The organism is Enterobacter sp. 22452, assembly GCF_052045065.1.
Lineage (GTDB): Bacteria > Pseudomonadota > Gammaproteobacteria > Enterobacterales > Enterobacteriaceae > Enterobacter > Enterobacter mori.
Genome location: NZ_JBQEOB010000004.1, coordinates 122,463 through 139,357, shown reverse-complemented (window position 1 = coordinate 139,357; position 16,895 = coordinate 122,463). Strand labels below are relative to the sequence as shown.

At 53.8% G+C, this 16,895-nt stretch carries 15 protein-coding genes and 1 riboswitch; of the genes, 6 read left to right on the top strand and 9 right to left on the bottom strand.

All coding sequences use genetic code 11. From position 1 onward, the window contains the following. Positions 1 to 22: 22 nt before the first annotated feature. Together ACTJJA_RS13265 and ACTJJA_RS13260 are read right to left on the bottom strand one after the other, a co-directional pair. Positions 23 to 478 (bottom strand): GNAT family N-acetyltransferase, encoded by a 456-nt coding sequence (locus ACTJJA_RS13265; RefSeq protein ID WP_440668423.1) that lies wholly within the window; start codon positions 476 to 478, stop codon positions 23 to 25. Beyond that, entirely contained in the window at positions 453 to 785 is a 333-nt protein-coding gene (locus tag ACTJJA_RS13260) for an RcnB family protein (protein WP_134347880.1), read from the bottom strand. Before ACTJJA_RS13260 ends, ACTJJA_RS13265 begins: the two co-directional genes overlap by 26 nt. 472 nt (positions 786 to 1,257) lie before the next feature. On the opposite strand from ACTJJA_RS13260, the gene ACTJJA_RS13255 reads away from it, so the two are divergent. Genes ACTJJA_RS13255 through etk form a run of 3 tightly spaced genes read left to right on the top strand, consistent with a single transcriptional unit; the run spans position 1,258 to position 5,044 of the window. Further along, on the top strand, positions 1,258 to 2,397 hold the full coding sequence (locus ACTJJA_RS13255; protein ID WP_440668421.1) for a polysaccharide export protein: 1,140 nt from the start codon (positions 1,258 to 1,260) through the stop codon (positions 2,395 to 2,397). Continuing rightward, positions 2,397 to 2,846, top strand: a complete 450-nt coding sequence (locus ACTJJA_RS13250) for an arsenate reductase/protein-tyrosine-phosphatase family protein (protein ID WP_440668419.1) — start codon at positions 2,397 to 2,399, stop codon at positions 2,844 to 2,846. Before ACTJJA_RS13255 ends, ACTJJA_RS13250 begins: the two co-directional genes overlap by 1 nt. Next, entirely contained in the window at positions 2,846 to 5,044 is a 2,199-nt protein-coding gene (etk, locus tag ACTJJA_RS13245) for a tyrosine-protein kinase (protein ID WP_440668417.1), read from the top strand. The genes ACTJJA_RS13250 and etk overlap by 1 nt, the downstream gene beginning before the upstream one ends. Here etk and ACTJJA_RS13240 read toward each other — a convergent pair. Both ACTJJA_RS13240 and ACTJJA_RS13235 read right to left on the bottom strand, forming a co-directional pair. After that, positions 5,041 to 6,384: an NCS2 family permease gene (locus ACTJJA_RS13240; protein WP_440668415.1), complete on the bottom strand. Its 1,344-nt coding sequence runs from the start codon at positions 6,382 to 6,384 to the stop codon at positions 5,041 to 5,043. The genes etk and ACTJJA_RS13240 overlap by 4 nt on opposite strands. 20 nt (positions 6,385 to 6,404) lie before the next feature. Further along, positions 6,405 to 8,183 (bottom strand): adenine deaminase, encoded by a 1,779-nt coding sequence (locus ACTJJA_RS13235; protein ID WP_440668413.1) that lies wholly within the window; start codon positions 8,181 to 8,183, stop codon positions 6,405 to 6,407. Between the two features lie 122 nt (positions 8,184 to 8,305). Between ACTJJA_RS13235 and ACTJJA_RS13230 the strand changes: the two genes are divergently transcribed. Next, complete coding sequence (locus tag ACTJJA_RS13230) at positions 8,306 to 9,226, top strand: LysR family transcriptional regulator (protein WP_211449615.1); 921 nt, start codon at positions 8,306 to 8,308, stop codon at positions 9,224 to 9,226. Between the two features lie 50 nt (positions 9,227 to 9,276). Here the strand turns inward: ACTJJA_RS13230 and ACTJJA_RS13225 are convergent, their stop codons facing one another. The 5 genes from ACTJJA_RS13225 to ACTJJA_RS13205 form a co-directional block, all read right to left on the bottom strand. Continuing rightward, positions 9,277 to 10,743, bottom strand: a complete 1,467-nt coding sequence (locus ACTJJA_RS13225; RefSeq protein WP_042718828.1) for a pyridoxal phosphate-dependent decarboxylase family protein — start codon at positions 10,741 to 10,743, stop codon at positions 9,277 to 9,279. 18 nt (positions 10,744 to 10,761) lie between these two features. Then, positions 10,762 to 12,138, bottom strand: coding sequence for a diaminobutyrate--2-oxoglutarate transaminase (locus ACTJJA_RS13220; RefSeq protein WP_024908137.1), 1,377 nt, complete (start codon positions 12,136 to 12,138; stop codon positions 10,762 to 10,764). 313 nt (positions 12,139 to 12,451) lie between these two features. Continuing rightward, complete coding sequence (locus ACTJJA_RS13215; RefSeq protein WP_421510749.1) at positions 12,452 to 12,889, bottom strand: hypothetical protein; 438 nt, start codon at positions 12,887 to 12,889, stop codon at positions 12,452 to 12,454. A 9-nt stretch (positions 12,890 to 12,898) separates the two neighbouring features. After that, positions 12,899 to 13,123: a hypothetical protein gene (locus ACTJJA_RS13210; protein ID WP_420985458.1), complete on the bottom strand. Its 225-nt coding sequence runs from the start codon at positions 13,121 to 13,123 to the stop codon at positions 12,899 to 12,901. A 180-nt stretch (positions 13,124 to 13,303) separates the two neighbouring features. After that, the gene (locus ACTJJA_RS13205; RefSeq protein WP_440668409.1) at positions 13,304 to 14,467 is read right to left on the bottom strand and encodes a YadA-like family protein; all 1,164 of its coding nucleotides are present in this window, start codon (positions 14,465 to 14,467) and stop codon (positions 13,304 to 13,306) included. A gap of 707 nt (positions 14,468 to 15,174) precedes the next feature. Then, a riboswitch (TPP riboswitch) is annotated at positions 15,175 to 15,271 on the top strand. A 35-nt stretch (positions 15,272 to 15,306) separates the two neighbouring features. Here ACTJJA_RS13205 and thiM point away from each other — a divergent pair. Continuing rightward, positions 15,307 to 16,077: a hydroxyethylthiazole kinase gene (gene thiM / locus ACTJJA_RS13200; protein WP_440668407.1), complete on the top strand. Its 771-nt coding sequence runs from the start codon at positions 15,307 to 15,309 to the stop codon at positions 16,075 to 16,077. Beyond that, positions 16,074 to 16,874, top strand: a complete 801-nt coding sequence (thiD, locus tag ACTJJA_RS13195) for a bifunctional hydroxymethylpyrimidine kinase/phosphomethylpyrimidine kinase (protein WP_089599318.1) — start codon at positions 16,074 to 16,076, stop codon at positions 16,872 to 16,874. The genes thiM and thiD overlap by 4 nt, the downstream gene beginning before the upstream one ends. Positions 16,875 to 16,895: the final 21 nt, after the last annotated feature.

Below are 16,895 nucleotides of genomic sequence, written 5' to 3'. Positions count from 1 at the left end.
AAGGCGAAGCCGCCACCCGACTTTAACGCAATCGGTAATGCATCAGATAATACTCTCCTTCCGGAGAATCTCCCGTCGCCTCAATGTGCCAGCCGTGTCGCTGGTAAAACGCGATAGCCCGCGCATTCTTCACCAGACACTTTAGTGAACCCGTACTGGTAAACGCCTTCTGCACCTGTTCCAGGAGCAGACGCCCGACCCCGAGGTTTTGATACTGCGGGTCAACAAACAGGTTGTGCAGAAAATTATCGTTCGTCCAGACGGAGGCAAAACCCAGACGATGGCCGTTCTGAACAGCAACCCAAATCACTTCGTCACGGGTTGCCGTGTCAAAATCTTCAAGCTGCCAGTCTGAACTGTCCAGCCATGCCCAGGCTTCGCGCCGGGCGTGGAGGAAGAGCGTACGCAGGAAAGGGCGGTCACTTTCCTGCCAGGGACGAACCAGGATCGTATCAGCGATGATAGAAGATATCTCCATTGTAGGCTTTGTAGATTTTGCCGTCTGCATCGCCAATCAGGACGTAGTTTTCGCCCATATAGGTCCAGTGGGTACCCGCATCCGGGGCCGGAAGGTTACGCAACTGGTACTGTTTGATGGTGTACTCGGGGGTTTGATACTGCGCTGGCGCTGTATCGCCAATTTTAAACTTTGTAAAATCCGCGATGAACTCTTGTTCCTCGTAGGCTTTGATGCCGGATGGCGCAGATGCCGTTTGCGGGGCCGCTGAAGCCGCACTTGCAAGAGACATTACTACACCCAGAAGCAGCCATGTACGCTTAGCCATTTTATCTCCAGTTATACCGTTACTGATACTTTCAGCCTGCTGTTGTGTTGATGATATGGCAGACAACCTATTTTAAGTATCGCAGCAGAGTCTGTTCGAAAAAAAATGTAACAAAAGTGAACGGTTTTGTGTAGATCAAAAGGTTAATAGTATTTTGTTTATGAATGTTATTTGCTAAGACTAATTCAGTGCAGTAATGTTTTTTTTAATTAAATCTGAAAATACAGTTTTATCATAGATTTGTAGCCTGAAGTACATGCATTTTATTAAAAGCCGATTTAAACTTATAAAAGCGGAGCGGTTTAATTCTCATCTTACGTGATTCCGGTCCTTCATTTATTCCCATACATCACATCGTTGATGTGTGTTTTCGATTTAATTACTTTAAAAAGCAATGCGTTGAAAAATAGGTAATTCTTAATGGGTTGCCTGTTGCGCGTTTGTTGCAACCATGAACGATAGATTAATTATAATGAAAAACACAACGGTATTATCTGTAATATTCTTAGCGATAAGTCAGTTAACGGGCTGCGTATTTTCTCCTGGGCAAACATTAAGCTCGTCGGGGAAAAATATTATCGCGTCCGGAGATGACAATACTAATTTAGATAAGCGTGTCGATCTTTATCCTCTTACCCCTGCTCTTATTGAGAAACTGCGTCCTGTCGGTGCGAAATCTCAGCCAAATCCTAAGCTGGATGAGCAGGTCAAAAACTGGGAATACCGTATCGGAACTGGGGATATTTTAACCGTAACCGTCTGGGATCACCCTGAACTGACGACACCGGCCGGGCAATATCGCAGTGCGAGTGACACCGGTAACTGGGTGAATGCGGACGGTACGCTCTTTTATCCCTACGTCGGCAAACTCCCTGTCGCAGGAAAAACGGTTTCTGAAATCAGGGAAGAGATTGCCGCACGCCTGGATAGCGTCATCGAAAGCCCGCAGGTGGATGTCAGCGTGGCGGCATTTCGTTCACAAAAAGCCTATGTCACCGGAGAGGTCGCCAAATCCGGCCAGCAGGCGATTACCAATATCCCTCTGACGGTAATGGATGCCGTCAACGCGGCGGGGGGGCTGTCTGTCGACGCTGACTGGCGCAATGTGGTGTTGACCCACGAAGGGAAAGATTCGCGCCTCTCCCTTTACGCGCTGATGCAGCACGGCGACCTGACGCAAAATAAGCTGCTCTATCCAGGCGACATCCTGTTTGTTCCGCGTAATGACGCGCTGAAAGTCTTTGTCATGGGCGAAGTGATCAAGCAGAGCACGCTCAAGATGGACAGAAGCGGGATGACCCTTGCAGAAGCGCTGAGCAATGCGGGTGGGTTAAATCAGGACATGGCCGATGCGACGGGTATTTTTGTCATTCGCTCCATCAGGAAAGGCAATGATGCGGGGAAAATCGCCAACATCTACCAGCTAAATGCGCAGGATGCCTCCGCGATGGTGTTGGGCACCGAGTTTCAGCTTGAGCCCTACGACATTGTCTATGTCACCACGGCACCGCTGTCGCGCTGGAATCGCGTCATCACTCAGCTTGTACCGACCATCACTGGCGTTCATGACCTGACCGAAACGGTTCGTTACATCAGACAGTGGCCGCAATAATGTTCGATTCCATCTTAGTGGTATGCACAGGAAATATTTGCCGCTCGCCGATAGGAGAGCGGCTGTTGCGTCAGCGGGTACCGGGAAAGCGAATAACGTCTGCAGGCATTTTTGGGCTGGAGGGAAGCCCGGCGGATGTCGGTGCCCGGGAAGTGGCCTGGCGACACGGGATCTCACTGGAAGGGCATCGCGCGCGCAGGCTGACCCCCCAACTGATGCGGGAATCGGATCTTATTCTGGTGATGGAGCCTGCCCATCTTCGCTTTATATCCTCCATGGCCCCGGAAATCCGCGGCAAATCACTGCTCTTTGGACAATGGCTTGAGCCGCAGGATATCCCCGATCCCTATCGTAAGAGTCATGAAGCATTTGACTATGTTTTTGGGCTGTTGGGGAAAGCCAGTCAGGAATGGGCGCATAGGTTGAGTCAAAAAGGAATGAAGCGTTAATGTCGTCATATACAACAGACAGTTACGGTGCAGCAGCACCCGAAAATCACGAAATTGATCTCGTTCGTCTCCTCGGCGAGATGCTCGATCACCGTGCAGTTATTTTAACGATGACTCTCGTTTTCACTCTGCTTGCTGGGCTGTATGCTTTTTTGGCTACGCCCGTTTATCGCGCAGACGCCTTAATCCAGGTCGAAGGAAAACAGGATAACAGCCTGCTCAAAAATCTCAGCCAGTTCAGTAATGAACTGTCCCCCGATGTTGAGCCAGAACTCCTCCTGCTGAAATCGCGCATGATCCTGGGCGCAACGGTAGACGCATTGGGCTTAACGCAGCATGTGACAGAGCGTACTCTCCCTGTTGTGGGACGCCTGTGGGCCCGTTTGCAGGGCCGTAAGCCCGCCACCTTAACCTTGAGCTGGCTTCAGCTCTCTCCAGTTGAGGGCAAACCACGCTCTCTTATGCTTACCGTGCTGGGACAAGGCGCATATCGGCTGGAGGGGGACAATTTTTACGCCGAGGGCAGGGAAGGGGCTGCGCTGGAAAAGGAGGGGGTATCCCTGCTGGTCAAGACGCTTAATGCCCCACCAGGCACGCAGTTTACGCTCCAGACCAGGACCCGTCTGGAGGCGATTAACGACCTGAGTGCACAATTCAACGTGTCTGAGTCTGCCAGGCAGAGCGGCGTGCTGACGCTGACCCTGACCGGTAGCGATCCTGAGCATATTGCTAATGTCCTCAACCGAATTGCTCACATTTATCTGCAGCAGAATATCGCCCGCCAGGAGGCGCAGGATGCCCGCAGCCTTGCCTTTTTGCAGCAGCAGTTACCCAAAATCAGAAGCGACCTGGATTTGGCCGAAGAGCGGCTGAACCAGTATCGCAAACAGCGGGATTCGGTCGACCTCTCGCTTGAAGCGAAATCGGTTCTCGAGCAGATCGTGAATATTGAAAACCAGCTTAACGAGCTGACGTTTCGTGAGGCGGAAATCTCGCAGCTGTTTAAGAAAGAGCACCCGAACTACCGCGCATTGCGTGAAAAACGTCAGACGCTGGAACAGGAAAAGGTCCGTCTGAATCAGCGTATTTCAGCCATGCCCTCCACCCAACAGGATATTTTGCGCCTCAGTCGGGACGTGGAGTCCGGGCGCACCATCTACCTGCAGCTTCTCACCCGCCAGCAGGAGCTGAACATTTCTCGTTCCAGCGCCATCGGCAACGTGCGAATTATCGACAGCGCGGTGACGCAACCCGATCCGGTTAAGCCGAAAAAACCGCTGATTATCGTCGTGGGCATCCTGCTGGGACTGATGTGTTCAATGGGTCTGGTTCTGGCCCGCATTGCGCTCAGGCGCGGCATCAACACGTCTGAGCAACTGGAAGGGGTGGGCGTGCAGGTGATGGCCACGTTGCCACGTTCAGTATGGCTATGGAAAAAAACCAACCTGCGCAGAAGGCGCGCGTTGGGCACGCGCTGGAAACACAGGGTAACCGATGTGCCCTTCCTGCCCGTAGACCGGCCTGCGGATATTTTTGTCGAGGCGGTCAGGGGGCTGCGCACCAGCCTGCATTTTACGTTACAGGAAGCCGCTAACCGCATCGTCATGATTTCAGGTCCTACGCAGGACTGCGGAAAAACGCTGGTCAGCACCTCGCTGGCTGCGATTGAAGCGCAGGCCGGAGTCAGGGTGTTATTTATTGATGCAGATATGCGCGAGGGGTATGTCCACAACGTGTTTGGCCTCAAAAACCACACAGGACTGTCCAGCATACTCAGTGGAGAGTGCGAGTGTCAGGAGGCGATCCAGCGCTATGAAAAAGGCAATATTGATGTGCTGACCTGCGGACCGACTCCGTTACGGCCGGCAGAACTGCTGATGAGCGAACGCTTCGGGGCAGTCATGACGTGGGCGGATGGGCAGTATGACCTTGTGATCCTGGATACGCCGCCAGTGTTGGCCGTGACCGATGCCGCTGTCGCCGCCAGGGTGGCGGCAACCTCACTGCTGGTCGCCCGCTTTGGCAAAACCAGCCTTAAAGAGATGGAAAACAGCATTAAGCGTCTGCAACAAACGGGCGCGCGTATCAATGGTACCGTGCTGAATGACGTGGTGAAATCGGCTGCGCTTTATTACCGTGCGGGCTATAGTCATTACGAGTATGGTCAAAGCCCGACCCGGCGACAGCGCAAGTATTAATGCTTCACCAGCGTGGCAAAGTAATAGACCAGCGGAATGGCGAGGATCCAAAGTCCAACAGGGATGTCTCGCCATTTTCCGGCAATCGCTTTAACGACAACGTAAAACAGTAATCCCCCTGCAATTCCTGTTCCGAAGCTGTTGGCAATCAGCGTTATCATGACCATCATCAGCACCGGCAGGCCGTCGGTGAAGTTCGCCAGATCAACCTTACGTAAGCCGCTAAACATATTCAGTCCAATGAGGATCAGCGCCGGTGCGGTGGCTTCTTTTGGGATCATCAGTGCAACAGGCGTAAACAGCAACATCAGCAGGAACATCACTGCCGCAGCCAGTGCCGTCATGCCCGTTTTACCGCCCGCTTCAGCAGCAGCCGAAGATTCGATCAGCGCCGTCGCGGCTGGAATGCCGACCCACGGACCTACCGCAGCGGCAATGGAGTCCACCATAAACGGACGGTTGATATGCGGCATGTTGCCTTCGTCATCCAGTAATCCCGCCTCACCACCGACAGCCAGCGTGGTGCCCATGGTGGAGAAAAATTCCGACGCAAAGAAGACAAACAGGAATGGCAGGAAGGCAATGTTCAGCGCCCCGAGCATATCAATGTGGCCGATAACCGGGGCCAGAGAATGCGGCATATCAATAAACTGACCAGGAAGCTTTGTCACGCCCAGCGGAATACCGACCAGAGTGGCGAACAGAATGGCCCACAGTATTGCCCCTGGAATGCGGCGCGCCTGTAACGCGATGGCCAGGAAGAGACCCGCTAACGCGACCAGCGCCGCCGGTGACAGGAAATCTCCCAGCATCAGGGCATTCGTTTTCGCATTTGCCAACACCAGCCCGGCGTTACGAAAACCGAGCACGGCCACAAACAGGCCGATGGAGGCTGTCAACCCCAGCTTGATGGACTGCGGGACCGAACGGGTGACGACTTCACGCAGCCCAAAGCGGGTCAGCGGGAAGAATAAAATCCCTGACCAGCAGGCGATGCCGAGACCAATTTGCCAGCCAATACCTTCGCTGCCCGCAAGCGTGACGCCGACCAGGACCGAACCGCCAATACCGGGCCCGACGATAAAGGGCAGGTTGGCATAGAAAGCCATCAGCAGCGTTCCGGCAACGAAGACCAGAATGGTGCCCGTCGTTGCCGCGCCTTTATCCATTCCTCCGACCGCCAGCAGCCCCGGGATCACCACCAGCAGGTAGGCGGCGGCGAGAAAACCGGTGATGCCAGCCAGGCACTCGGTGCGTACGGTGCTGCCACGCGCATGCAGTGCAAAACGGCGTTCGAGCCAGCTCCCTGGTGCTGGCGAATTAACGGTGTTGTCGGCCATTATCCGGCTCTCCTTCGGCATTATTGTGTGTTGTCCGGGGTTTCCCGGTAAGAAATTAACGGATCGACAATCTGGCGCGTGGTCCCATCGGTCAGTCCAAGATCGGTCAAATGCGGACCGGCGTTGCAGGCAAGACAGGTGCCCTCTATGGCTTTAAAAACCCGATACGGCGGTTCCCAGTCGGCAATCAAATTGCTACGCTCGCGCAGTTCCCTGAACTGGCGAGCCAGCTCATCAGGCGGCAGTTCCGAAAGCATCCCCGCAATCGGCATGGCGACGTGGGCGATGACGTCGCCATTCTGTACCAACGCCATCCCGCCGCCGCTCTGGATAAGCATGTTGGCTGCCAGCGCCATGTCGTGCGGATCGCGGCCCAGCACCACCAGATTGTGAGAGTCGTGAGAATAGCTGGTGGCAATGGCCCCACGCAGTTCACCCCAGCTTTCTAGCAGGGCGATTTGCGGTTTCGCCGCATGGCGCGCGTGGCGATGCTGAACCCAGATCTGGCTAAAGCCATCCGGGATCGCCACTACGCCGTGACGTACCTGCGCGTCAACTTCACCCCACTGCGTGAAGCGTGCGCCGCTGATATGGCGCAGGCGCGCCACGCCGTGTTTCGCGTTGTCGATTTTCATACGGAAATCATCGTCTGCGAGTGCAGACAGCCGCACGGTATCACGCGGGAGGGGCAATATCGTGTCAACGATGGGTTCAATCATTGCCCCGTCGCGCGCAATCAGCTTACCGGCGACATACACCTGACGAGCCGTCAGCTTTTCAAGCGAGTCAAACGCCACCAGATCCGCGCGACGCCCGGCGGCAATCAGCCCCAGATCGTTACGCTGCAGGCGAATGGCGGCGTTCAACGTGGCGAAACGCAGCGCGTGCGTCGCCGGTAATCCGTGTTCAATCAGCAGGTTCAGCAGCGCAACGATCCCCCCTTTTTCCAGCAGTATATCGGGCGGGACATCGTCGGTGCAGACCGTAATTTGTGAAGAAAGGTGGGGCAGGGATTTCAGGGCGCTTACGATATCGGGCAGCAGATAAGGATGCGAGCCGCGGATCTCCAGCGTCAGCCCGGCGCGCAGCTTTTCCAGCGCATCGTCTGCGGAGGTCAGCTCGTGATCGGAGGTCACGCCTGCGGCGAGATAAGCCTGTAAATCCGCACCGTGAAGCCCGCGCGCGTGGCCTTCAATCAGCTTTCCGCTGTCCAGCCCGGCCTGCATAATTTCCAGCATGCGTTGGCTGCCGTTAAGCACGCCGTGCATATCCATCACTTCCGCCACGCCGCGCACTTCCGGCCAGCCGAGCAGGGTATTCATCTCTTCTCCGGCGAAGTCTGCGCCAGACATCTCCAGCCCCGGAGTCGATGGCACGCTTGATGGCGCCGCGACCATCACCTGCAGTGGCAGGTTACGGCTGGCCTCAATGGCAAAACGTACGCCTGCAATGCCCAGCACGTTCGCCAGCTCATGCGGATCCCAGAATACGGCGGTGGTGCCCTGTGCCAGCACAATCTCTGCATAGCGAGCAGGAAGCAGGTGTGAACTCTCCAGATGCACATGCGTATCCATCAGTCCCGGAGAGAGATACCGGTTGTTCAGATCGTGCGTCTCACGCGCATCGCTGCGGCTGCCGCGCGGATGAACGCTGGCGATAAGGCCGTCCACGATGCCGACGTCGGCGTCGCGGATCTCACCCGTAGCCATATCAACAATGCGGGTGTGTGTAAGCAGCAGGTCGAACGGCATTTCACCGCGTGCAGCCTGGACGGCACGGCGTCGGGTTTCGGCACTCATGTAATTAACGGTTCCAGCATGAAAATAATGGCGTTACTCTATGCACACGGCAAACGTTTGCCCAGCTGATAAAATTTATCACCCGATAACCCCGGCTTATTCTGCGACGCGTGTAAACGATAATGACGATGGAACCCTGGCAGCGCTTGCCCGCGCTTTCACTGCGACAGCTACAGTATTTTGTCACTCTGGCGCAGCTGCGTCATTTCACCGACACCGCCAGCAAGCTGGCGATCAGCCAGCCAGCGCTCAGCAGCGCATTGCGGCAAATCGAAACGGTGCTCGGCGGCAAGCTGGTGAACCGTACCGCCTCAGCGGTGACGCTGACGGAGCTGGGCAACGCCATCCTCCCGCACGCGCAGCGGGTGCTCAGCGTGGCTCAGCTTGCCTTCGACGATATGCAGCAGATTGTGCAGGCAGGCGGTGACGGCACGGTGCGCATTGGGCTGGTGCCATCCGTCAGCTCGCTCTTGTTCCCACAGTTGCCCCAAACGCTGGCGCAAGCTTTTCCGCGTCTTAAGGTAGAGTTTCACGATCAAACCAATGATGCGCTGGTGGCGCAGTTGCTGAAAGGGCAGATTGATTTTGGTATTGGCGCACTGGACAGTTCTGTGCCGGAACAACTGTCCGTCTTCCCGCTACAGGAGGATCCTTTTGTTGCGGTGATTCATTGTGACGATCCGCTGGCGGCGTCGGCGCATTTACCCTGGAAGCAGCTTGTTGGGCGAGATATCGCCGTGTTTTCAAAAGGTAACATCCAACGCCTGGTCGGCGCGCTCGCTGAAAGCCATCGTTTGTCGTTGCAGACACGTTATCAGGTAGATTATATCGAAACGCTGTACGGCCTGGTGCGTTCCCGACTGGCCGTGGCGATACTGCCGCAACTCTATACCACGCATCTTCAGGATCCGCAGCTTAAGGTGGTTCATCTTCAGCAACCGGCACTTGCCCGAACGGTGGCATTGATGCGTGCGCCACAGCCGTTACCGACGCTTATCGAATCGTGCTTTACGCTAATGGTTGAAACCTTGAGGACACACTGAGGGATAGGGCAGGGGAAAATACCCTCTCCCGAACGGGAGAGGGATAAGCATTACTTAGCCAGAACTTCCTGTGCAGTACGCTCAACCAGAGACAGCAGAACTTTTACGTCCTCCAGCGTCACGGTTGGGTTCAGCAGGGTCAGCTTCAGGCAGGTGATACCGTTATGCTCGGTCACGCCGACGTTAGCACGGCCAGATTCCAGCAGCGCATCACCAATCTTCTGGTTCAGCAGGGCGATGCCTGCATCATCCATCTGCGCCTGAGGACGGAAGCGGAACAGCACGCTCGCCAGCTGTGGCTGCATCACCAGCTCCAGAGCAGACTGCTCTTTCACGTAGCCCGCAACCTGCTGTGCCAGGGTCACACCGTGATCGATGATCGCCGCATATTGCTCCTGACCCAGCGCTTCCAGACTCATCCACAGCTTCAGCGCGTCGAAACGACGGGTGGTCTGCAGAGATTTGGACACCAGGTTAGGCACGCCCGCTTCTTCGTCGAACTCAGAGTTCAGGTAAGCCGCCTGATAGCGCATCAGCTCATAGTGACGCGCTTCTTTCAGCAGGAACGCGCCGCAGCTGATGGTCTGGAAGAACTGCTTGTGGAAGTCCAGGGTAATGGAATCCACCAGCTCAATGCCGTCCAGGTAGTGACGATACTGCTCGGACATCAGCAGCGCGCCGCCCCAGGCCGCATCAACGTGTACCCAGATGTTCTGTTTCGCCGCCAGTTCTGCAATGGCACGCAGCGGGTCGATAGCACCGGCATCGGTGGTACCTGCCGTCGCGACGATCGCCAGAATCTGCTCGCCGTTCGCGTTGCACTGCTCAATTTTCGCCGCCAGATCGGTCAGATCCATGCGGGAGAATTCATCAGTTTTCACCTGCACCACGGACTGGTAGCCCAGACCCATCAGCGCCATGTTTTTCTGCACAGAGAAGTGGGCGTTCTCGGAGCACAGCACGCGAATTTTGCGCAGATCGCCTACCAGGCCATCCTGCTGAACGGAGTGACCCAGACGCGCGAAGAACGCATCGCGCGCCAGCATCAGGCCCATCAGGTTGCTCTGGGTGCCGCCGCTGGTGAAGACACCGGCGTCGCCAGCCTGATAACCCACGCGGGTACGCAGCCACTCGATCAGTTTGATTTCGATAATGGTTGCGGACGGGCTTTGATCCCAGGAGTCCATACTCTGGTTAGTGGCGTTGATCAGCACTTCCGCCGCCTGGCTTACGACCAGGCTTGGGCAGTGCAGGTGCGCCACACACTGCGGGTGATGAACGGACAAACTGTCTTTCAGGAAGAACTCCACGGCGCGTTCAATCGCCGCTTCGTTGCCCAGCCCTTTCGGGTTGAAATCCAGTTTAATACGGTCGCGCAGTTCCGCGACCGTTTTGCCCTGGTACATCTCAGGCTGTTTCAGCCACTGCATCACAGCCTGAGTGCTTTGTTCAATCGCCTGCTGGTAAGCTTCAATGCTCTGCGCAGAGGAGAACAAAATTGGGTTTGAATCAGACATCGTAATCAACAACTCCGGTTACGCCGGGCGAACGCCCGCAGCAAGCAGTGCCTGCTCGAATTTATCCAGGAAGATTTTCAGCTCTTCGTCGCTGATCAGCAGAGACGGCAGCAGACGCAGAACGATACCGTTACGACCGCCACGCTCCAGAATCAGACCGGCTTCGAAGCACTTCTTCTGAATCAGTGCAGACAGCTCGCCGTCGCCAGGGAAGCAACCCATGTGGTCAGCCGCTTCGTTTGGTTTAACGATCTCAATACCGATCATCATGCCCAGACCGCGAACGTGTCCGATAACCGGGTAGCGCTTCGCCATCTCTTTCAGCTGGCCTTTCAGCCATTCGCCCTGTGCAGCCACTTTGCCTGCGATGTTCTGGTCTTTCAGGATTTTCAGCGTCGTCAGACCGGTTGCCATCGCCAGCTGGTTGCCGCGAAAGGTACCGGTGTGGTGGCCTGGCGCCCATGCATCGAACTGCTTTTTGATACCGAGCACGGCCAGCGGCAGACCGCCACCGACAGCTTTAGACATCACGATGATGTCTGGCTCAATGCCCGCGTGTTCGAAGGCGAAGAATTTACCGGTACGGGCAAAGCCAGCCTGAACTTCGTCGAGGATCAGCAGAATGCCGTGTTCCTGAGTCACTTTACGGATGCGCTGCAGCCACTCAGCCGGAGCCGGGTTCACGCCGCCTTCGCCCTGAACGGCTTCCAGGATCACCGCTGCAGGTTTACGCACGCCGCTTTCAACGTCGTTGATCAGGTTATCGAAATAGTAAGTCAGCGCTTTCACGCCCGCTTCACCACCGATACCCAGCGGGCAACGGTACTCGTGCGGATAAGGCATGAACTGAACTTCTGGCATCATACCGTCAACCGCTTCTTTCGGAGACAGGTTGCCGGTTACGGACAGTGCGCCGTGGGTCATACCGTGGTAACCACCAGAGAAGCTGATGATACCGCTACGACCGGTCACTTTTTTCGCCAGCTTCAGCGCCGCTTCAACGGCGTCAGCACCGGATGGACCGGTGAACTGCAGGCAGTACTCTTTGCCCTGACCAGGCAGCAGAGAGAGCAGGTATTCAGAAAACGCGTCTTTCAGAGGCGTAGTCAGATCCAGGGTATGTAACGGCAAGCCGCTGGTAATGACATTTTGGATGCTTTTCAGCACATCAGGATGGTTATGGCCAAGCGCAAGGGTCCCTGCGCCTGCTAAACAGTCAAGGTATTCTTTATTATCAGCATCGGTGATCCACACGCCTTCTGCTTTAGTGATCGCTAAAGGCAGTTTGCGCGGATAACTCCTGACGTTAGATTCAAACTCGGCCTGACGGGCCAGATAGGTTTCGTTGCTTTTGTGGGCATCTACGGTGTCAATACGGACTTTATCCGTCATCATATCACTCCTACAACCGCCGCTTCGTTATGAGCCACGATTGAATAAAAAGTTAAAAAACAGATGGGGGCCTGAAAAAAACGCCGCCAATATAGAGCCTTTTGCCACGGGGCTCAATGGTTAATTTGTTTACTGTTTTGTGACAGAGGGCACAGGGGGAGGGTTATCCCCGTTTCCAGAAAGAAAGTTGCACTTTATGCACAATAAAAACAGCCGCTTATGATGGGGTTGTCAGAACTGTAAAAGTAGAGAAAAGAGTGTGACAAATCGTGCTTTTCGCTGTGGAAAAAGGAGGCGCATGGCCTCCTTGAGCACGTTATTTCTGCCTGACCTGCAAAATGCCGTGGTCACGACCCTTAGTTTTATTCCAGGAGGCATCGGCAATACCGTTCTCATCAAGGCTAAACGATATAACAACGTCATTACCATGAATCTCATAGAACGCCGCATTCAAACGTTTGACGGTGGCCTTTTTGCCATTAATGGTCGCACTAAAAAAGCCGTTGGAAATCGTGGCATTAACGGTCGGTGACGAAAATGTGGCCGCACGCATCGGATCGTGAACGGTCGTCGTTTGGTCGTGTTGCGCCGCGTTTTCCGCTTTCGTTTTAGTGATATCGCAAGAGCCATCGCCTTCGCTTATCTGGGTGCATCCGGAACGCTCCAGCTGTGCGCGATAGTGGGCGTTAATCGCATGTGCCGGGGTCGCAGCGATTGCGAACAACAGAGTCATCACTGTTAACTGTGCTTTCATTATAAAACCTTAGTGGTGGTGAGCATGTTTATGTGCATTTTCTGTCGCTCTTGCCGCATTCGCATAAGCGGCAGAGAGCGAAGCGTTATTAATGCCTTGCTGTCTTTGCTGTTCGGACAAATAGCAGGTGTCATAACTTACGCCTTTCGCCGTGCAGTTTGCGATGCGCTGATCGGGCGATACGCACCCCGCAAGCATAAATATACCCGCCACGGTAATAATTAATTTTTTCATTTTATACCTTATAAACTACACAGATAATAAGATAAATACATCACGCCTATCCAAATCCCGACGCCAATTAGCATCAGGTACAGCACGGCTGAGATGAATATATATCTGGACATGTTTTTTGCTATCATCGATATTCTTACCAGAGACGAGCGGGTTATATATGTATCAGCGGTGTTTTATTCAAAAACCGATCCCGATACCCGCGCCCATAGCAAGATCGTTATTTGTCGAATCGCTAATGCCAGCTTTGATCACTGTATGTTCACCGGCATGGAAAGAAGCGCCAACGCTGATAGCTTGCTCATTCTTAAATGACCCTACACCAGCAGAGAACATCATAGCCTGATCTTTTTCGACCTGTGGCATTGATGCAATCGCAACGGCAGAGGCTACTCCACCACGCGCTTCTTTCTTGTTGTCGTCGACTTCATCCTTCAGGTTTTTGAATTGAGCATTGCTTGAAGATTGTGCTTGTGAAAATACTTGTTGAACAGCTTTCAGATCTTTAGCTTGTGCTGTAGTTTGTGTATTAAGTGACTTAACCAGATTGATAGTTTTAGTATCAACTTCTTTCTTAGTGATGGTGGTCGTAACGCCGTTAGCGCCGTTCTTACCACTCACACCATCTTTACCATTCAACCCATTCAACCCATTCTTACCATCTTTCCCGTTAACGCCGTTTTTCCCGTCTATGCCGTCTTTACCTGCTTTACCATCAACACCATCTTTACCAGCAACACCCGCTACACCTTGTGCGCCTGTATCACCTTTCAAGCCCTGTAAACCCTGTACACCTTGCGCACCTGTAGCCCCATCTTTACCATCGATCCCGTTTTTACCATCAATACCATCTTTCGGGGTAGGCTGGTTTTCGAGTGCAGCAATACGTGTTTCATGATCACTAAGCAGCACATCATGATTATCAACAGTAGTCATAATTAAGTGATCGGCGTTATCACGATCAATTTTCTCTTGATTAATCTCACCTTGCAGAGCGTTACCAACAGTGGTTAGTTTTTGACCTACAGTGTCAGCAGCATCAAGAGCGGTTTTAGCATCAGTTTTAGCGCTACCAGCCAGACTAAGAGCAGAGCTAGCTACACTAATCGCGCTATCAGCTTTACCTTCTGCATTAGTAGCTGTAGTTTGAGCGGCTTTGATTGATTCACCGTTTAGATAATCATCATTAGAAAGCCCATCTACTTGACCTTGAATGTTTTCCGCCCATTGAGTAGAGCCATTTGCATCAGTGGCGAAATCAGCAGCATAAGAAATTTTCATTGAACCAGCAAAAAGAGCACCAAAAACAGCAACAGCAATCACTGATTTATTAAGGGATTTCATTGTAAAGACTCGCAATATTCTATAGATAAAATAAACGATAGTGTTATTACTAACGTTTGGTCTGGCAGAGCAAAAAAAGTAAGTTCAAGTATGTTAAATTTTGTAAAGAAACATCTATTTGTTTTATGTGACGGTGCTGAACTATAGATAATTCGCGCTTAAAATTATTGATTTAGGTCAAGTAAAGCATTAATGGCTAAAGTGGTCTGTTGTAGTGTGTATTTAATTTTTCTTTGTTTATCAGTGAGTTAATTTTTGTCAGGAAAAGGTTTTAGTTAAGTTTATGATTGGAATGGAATTTTATTTCATTTTTTTAGGGATTTTATTTTACTACTTAGGTAGTAGCGTTATTTAATGATACATTTCATTTGAAATGAATAGATTTTAAAATTGAAAGTAAACATTAAAATGCGCGCTGATTAATCGCGGTGATTAAAATTTACGTTTTAGGAATAATCCATGAGAGAGAGGGGTATAACTGGAAAGATAAAAGAGAATCGTTAACTTCTTATACGTATCAACTGTGTTGCTTCTTATCATCGCTGTAACTAATACCTTTCGGTACTATTAGTCTTTGGTGTTCGCCCTTGCCGTGTGTGATTCAGCTATTCCAGATGCGGTTAATCGAAAAATCTTGCACCCTGCCTACGGCCCCGGTTACACTAAACACTCACACACTATTGATCTGTAATTAATTGTTTTATAAGTATTTTGACTCGGGGTGCCCTTCTTTGTGAAGGCTGAGAAATACCCGTATTACCTGATCTGGATAATGCCAGCGTAGGGAAGTCAGATGCCTTCCCGGTCATCGCTTCTTCACGCAAGGCAGGAGCGAACCCATGCAGCCTGACCTGCTCGATTTACACGTTTTACATCAGTTCCGAACCCGTTCCCCGCTCACGCACTGTATGACCAACGATGTTGTACAGACCTTCACGGCCAACGTGTTGCTGGCGCTTGGCGCATCGCCAGCGATGGTGATTGAGGCCGAAGAGGCCGAGCAGTTTGCTGACATCGCCGATGCGCTGCTGATTAACGTTGGCACGCTGACCGCACCGCGCGCCCAGTCGATGCGTCGGGCGATTGAACGCGCGGTGGCGGCGGGTAAGCCCTGGACGCTTGACCCGGTTGCCGTTGGCGCGCTCGCGTTCCGTACCCGTTTTTGCCATCAAATCCTCGCTCTGAAACCAGTCGCGATCCGCGGTAACGCCTCTGAAATCCTTGCCCTTGCCGGGATGAGCGCGGGCGGGCGCGGCGTTGATACCACCGACACCGCAGCCAGCGCGGTACCTGCCGCTCAGGCTTTGGCGCGTCAGACGAATGCAATTGTCGTGGTCACGGGAGAAGTGGATTACATCACCGATGGACAGCGCACGCGCACCGTAACGGGCGGTGACCCGCTTATGACGCGCGTGGTGGGCACCGGTTGCGCGCTCTCCGCCGTCGTCGCGGCGAGCTGCTCGCTGCCGGGCGACCGGCTGGATAACGTCACGGCCGCCTGCGGATGGATGAAGCGAGCTGGCTCAATCGCTGTTGCGCAGTCTCGTGGCCCGGGCAGTTTTGCCAGCGCGTTCCTGGATGCGCTCTACACGCTGGAGGAGCAGGCATGAAGCGGATTAACGCTCTGACCATTGCCGGTACCGATCCCAGCGGCGGCGCGGGTATCCAGGCTGACCTGAAAACCTTCTCCGCCCTTGGCGCATACGGCTGTTCCGTCATTACCGCGCTGGTGGCGCAAAACACGCGCGGCGTGCAGTCGGTCTACCGTATCGAGCCGGATTTTGTTGCCGCTCAGCTGGATTCGGTGTTCAGCGACGTGCGCATTGATACCACTAAGATCGGCATGCTGGCCGAAACGGACATTGTGGAAGCGGTGGCCGAGCGGCTTAAGCGTTATCAGGTGCAAAACGTGGTGCTGGATACCGTCATGCTGGCGAAAAGTGGCGACCCGCTGCTCTCCGCCTCCGCCGTGGAGACGCTGCGCACAAAGCTGCTGCCGCAGGTGGCGCTGATCACGCCCAATCTGCCGGAAGCCGCCGCGCTGTTGGGTGCCCCGCACGCGCAAAACGAACGTGAAATGAAAGCGCAGGGGAACGCGCTGCTGGCGATGGGCTGCGGCGCGGTGCTGATGAAGGGCGGTCATCTTGATGATGCCGAAAGCCCGGACTGGCTCTTTACCCGCGACGGCGAAATGCGTTTTACCGCGCCGCGCGTGCAGACGAAAAACACCCACGGTACGGGCTGCACGCTCTCTGCCGCGCTGGCTGCGCTGCGTCCACGGCATGACAGCTGGGCCGATACGGTGGGTGAAGCTAAAATCTGGCTCTCCGCGGCGCTGGCAAAAGCCGATACTCTGGAAGTGGGTCACGGTATTGGGCCGGTTCATCATTTTCATGCGTGGTGGTAACCCAGTATACTGGCAGGAAAC

Coding starts and splice junctions, on each gene's coding strand:
- ACTJJA_RS13265 (WP_440668423.1), bottom strand. CDS start 478: ATGGAGATATCTTCTATCATCGCTGATACGATCCTGGTTCGTCCCTGG.
- ACTJJA_RS13260 (WP_134347880.1), bottom strand. CDS start 785: ATGGCTAAGCGTACATGGCTGCTTCTGGGTGTAGTAATGTCTCTTGCA.
- ACTJJA_RS13255 (WP_440668421.1), top strand. CDS start 1,258: ATGAAAAACACAACGGTATTATCTGTAATATTCTTAGCGATAAGTCAG.
- ACTJJA_RS13250 (WP_440668419.1), top strand. CDS start 2,397: ATGTTCGATTCCATCTTAGTGGTATGCACAGGAAATATTTGCCGCTCG.
- etk (WP_440668417.1), top strand. CDS start 2,846: ATGTCGTCATATACAACAGACAGTTACGGTGCAGCAGCACCCGAAAAT.
- ACTJJA_RS13240 (WP_440668415.1), bottom strand. CDS start 6,384: ATGGCCGACAACACCGTTAATTCGCCAGCACCAGGGAGCTGGCTCGAA.
- ACTJJA_RS13235 (WP_440668413.1), bottom strand. CDS start 8,183: ATGAGTGCCGAAACCCGACGCCGTGCCGTCCAGGCTGCACGCGGTGAA.
- ACTJJA_RS13230 (WP_211449615.1), top strand. CDS start 8,306: ATGACGATGGAACCCTGGCAGCGCTTGCCCGCGCTTTCACTGCGACAG.
- ACTJJA_RS13225 (WP_042718828.1), bottom strand. CDS start 10,743: ATGTCTGATTCAAACCCAATTTTGTTCTCCTCTGCGCAGAGCATTGAA.
- ACTJJA_RS13220 (WP_024908137.1), bottom strand. CDS start 12,138: ATGATGACGGATAAAGTCCGTATTGACACCGTAGATGCCCACAAAAGC.
- ACTJJA_RS13215 (WP_421510749.1), bottom strand. CDS start 12,889: ATGAAAGCACAGTTAACAGTGATGACTCTGTTGTTCGCAATCGCTGCG.
- ACTJJA_RS13210 (WP_420985458.1), bottom strand. CDS start 13,123: ATGAAAAAATTAATTATTACCGTGGCGGGTATATTTATGCTTGCGGGG.
- ACTJJA_RS13205 (WP_440668409.1), bottom strand. CDS start 14,467: ATGAAATCCCTTAATAAATCAGTGATTGCTGTTGCTGTTTTTGGTGCT.
- thiM (WP_440668407.1), top strand. CDS start 15,307: ATGCAGCCTGACCTGCTCGATTTACACGTTTTACATCAGTTCCGAACC.
- thiD (WP_089599318.1), top strand. CDS start 16,074: ATGAAGCGGATTAACGCTCTGACCATTGCCGGTACCGATCCCAGCGGC.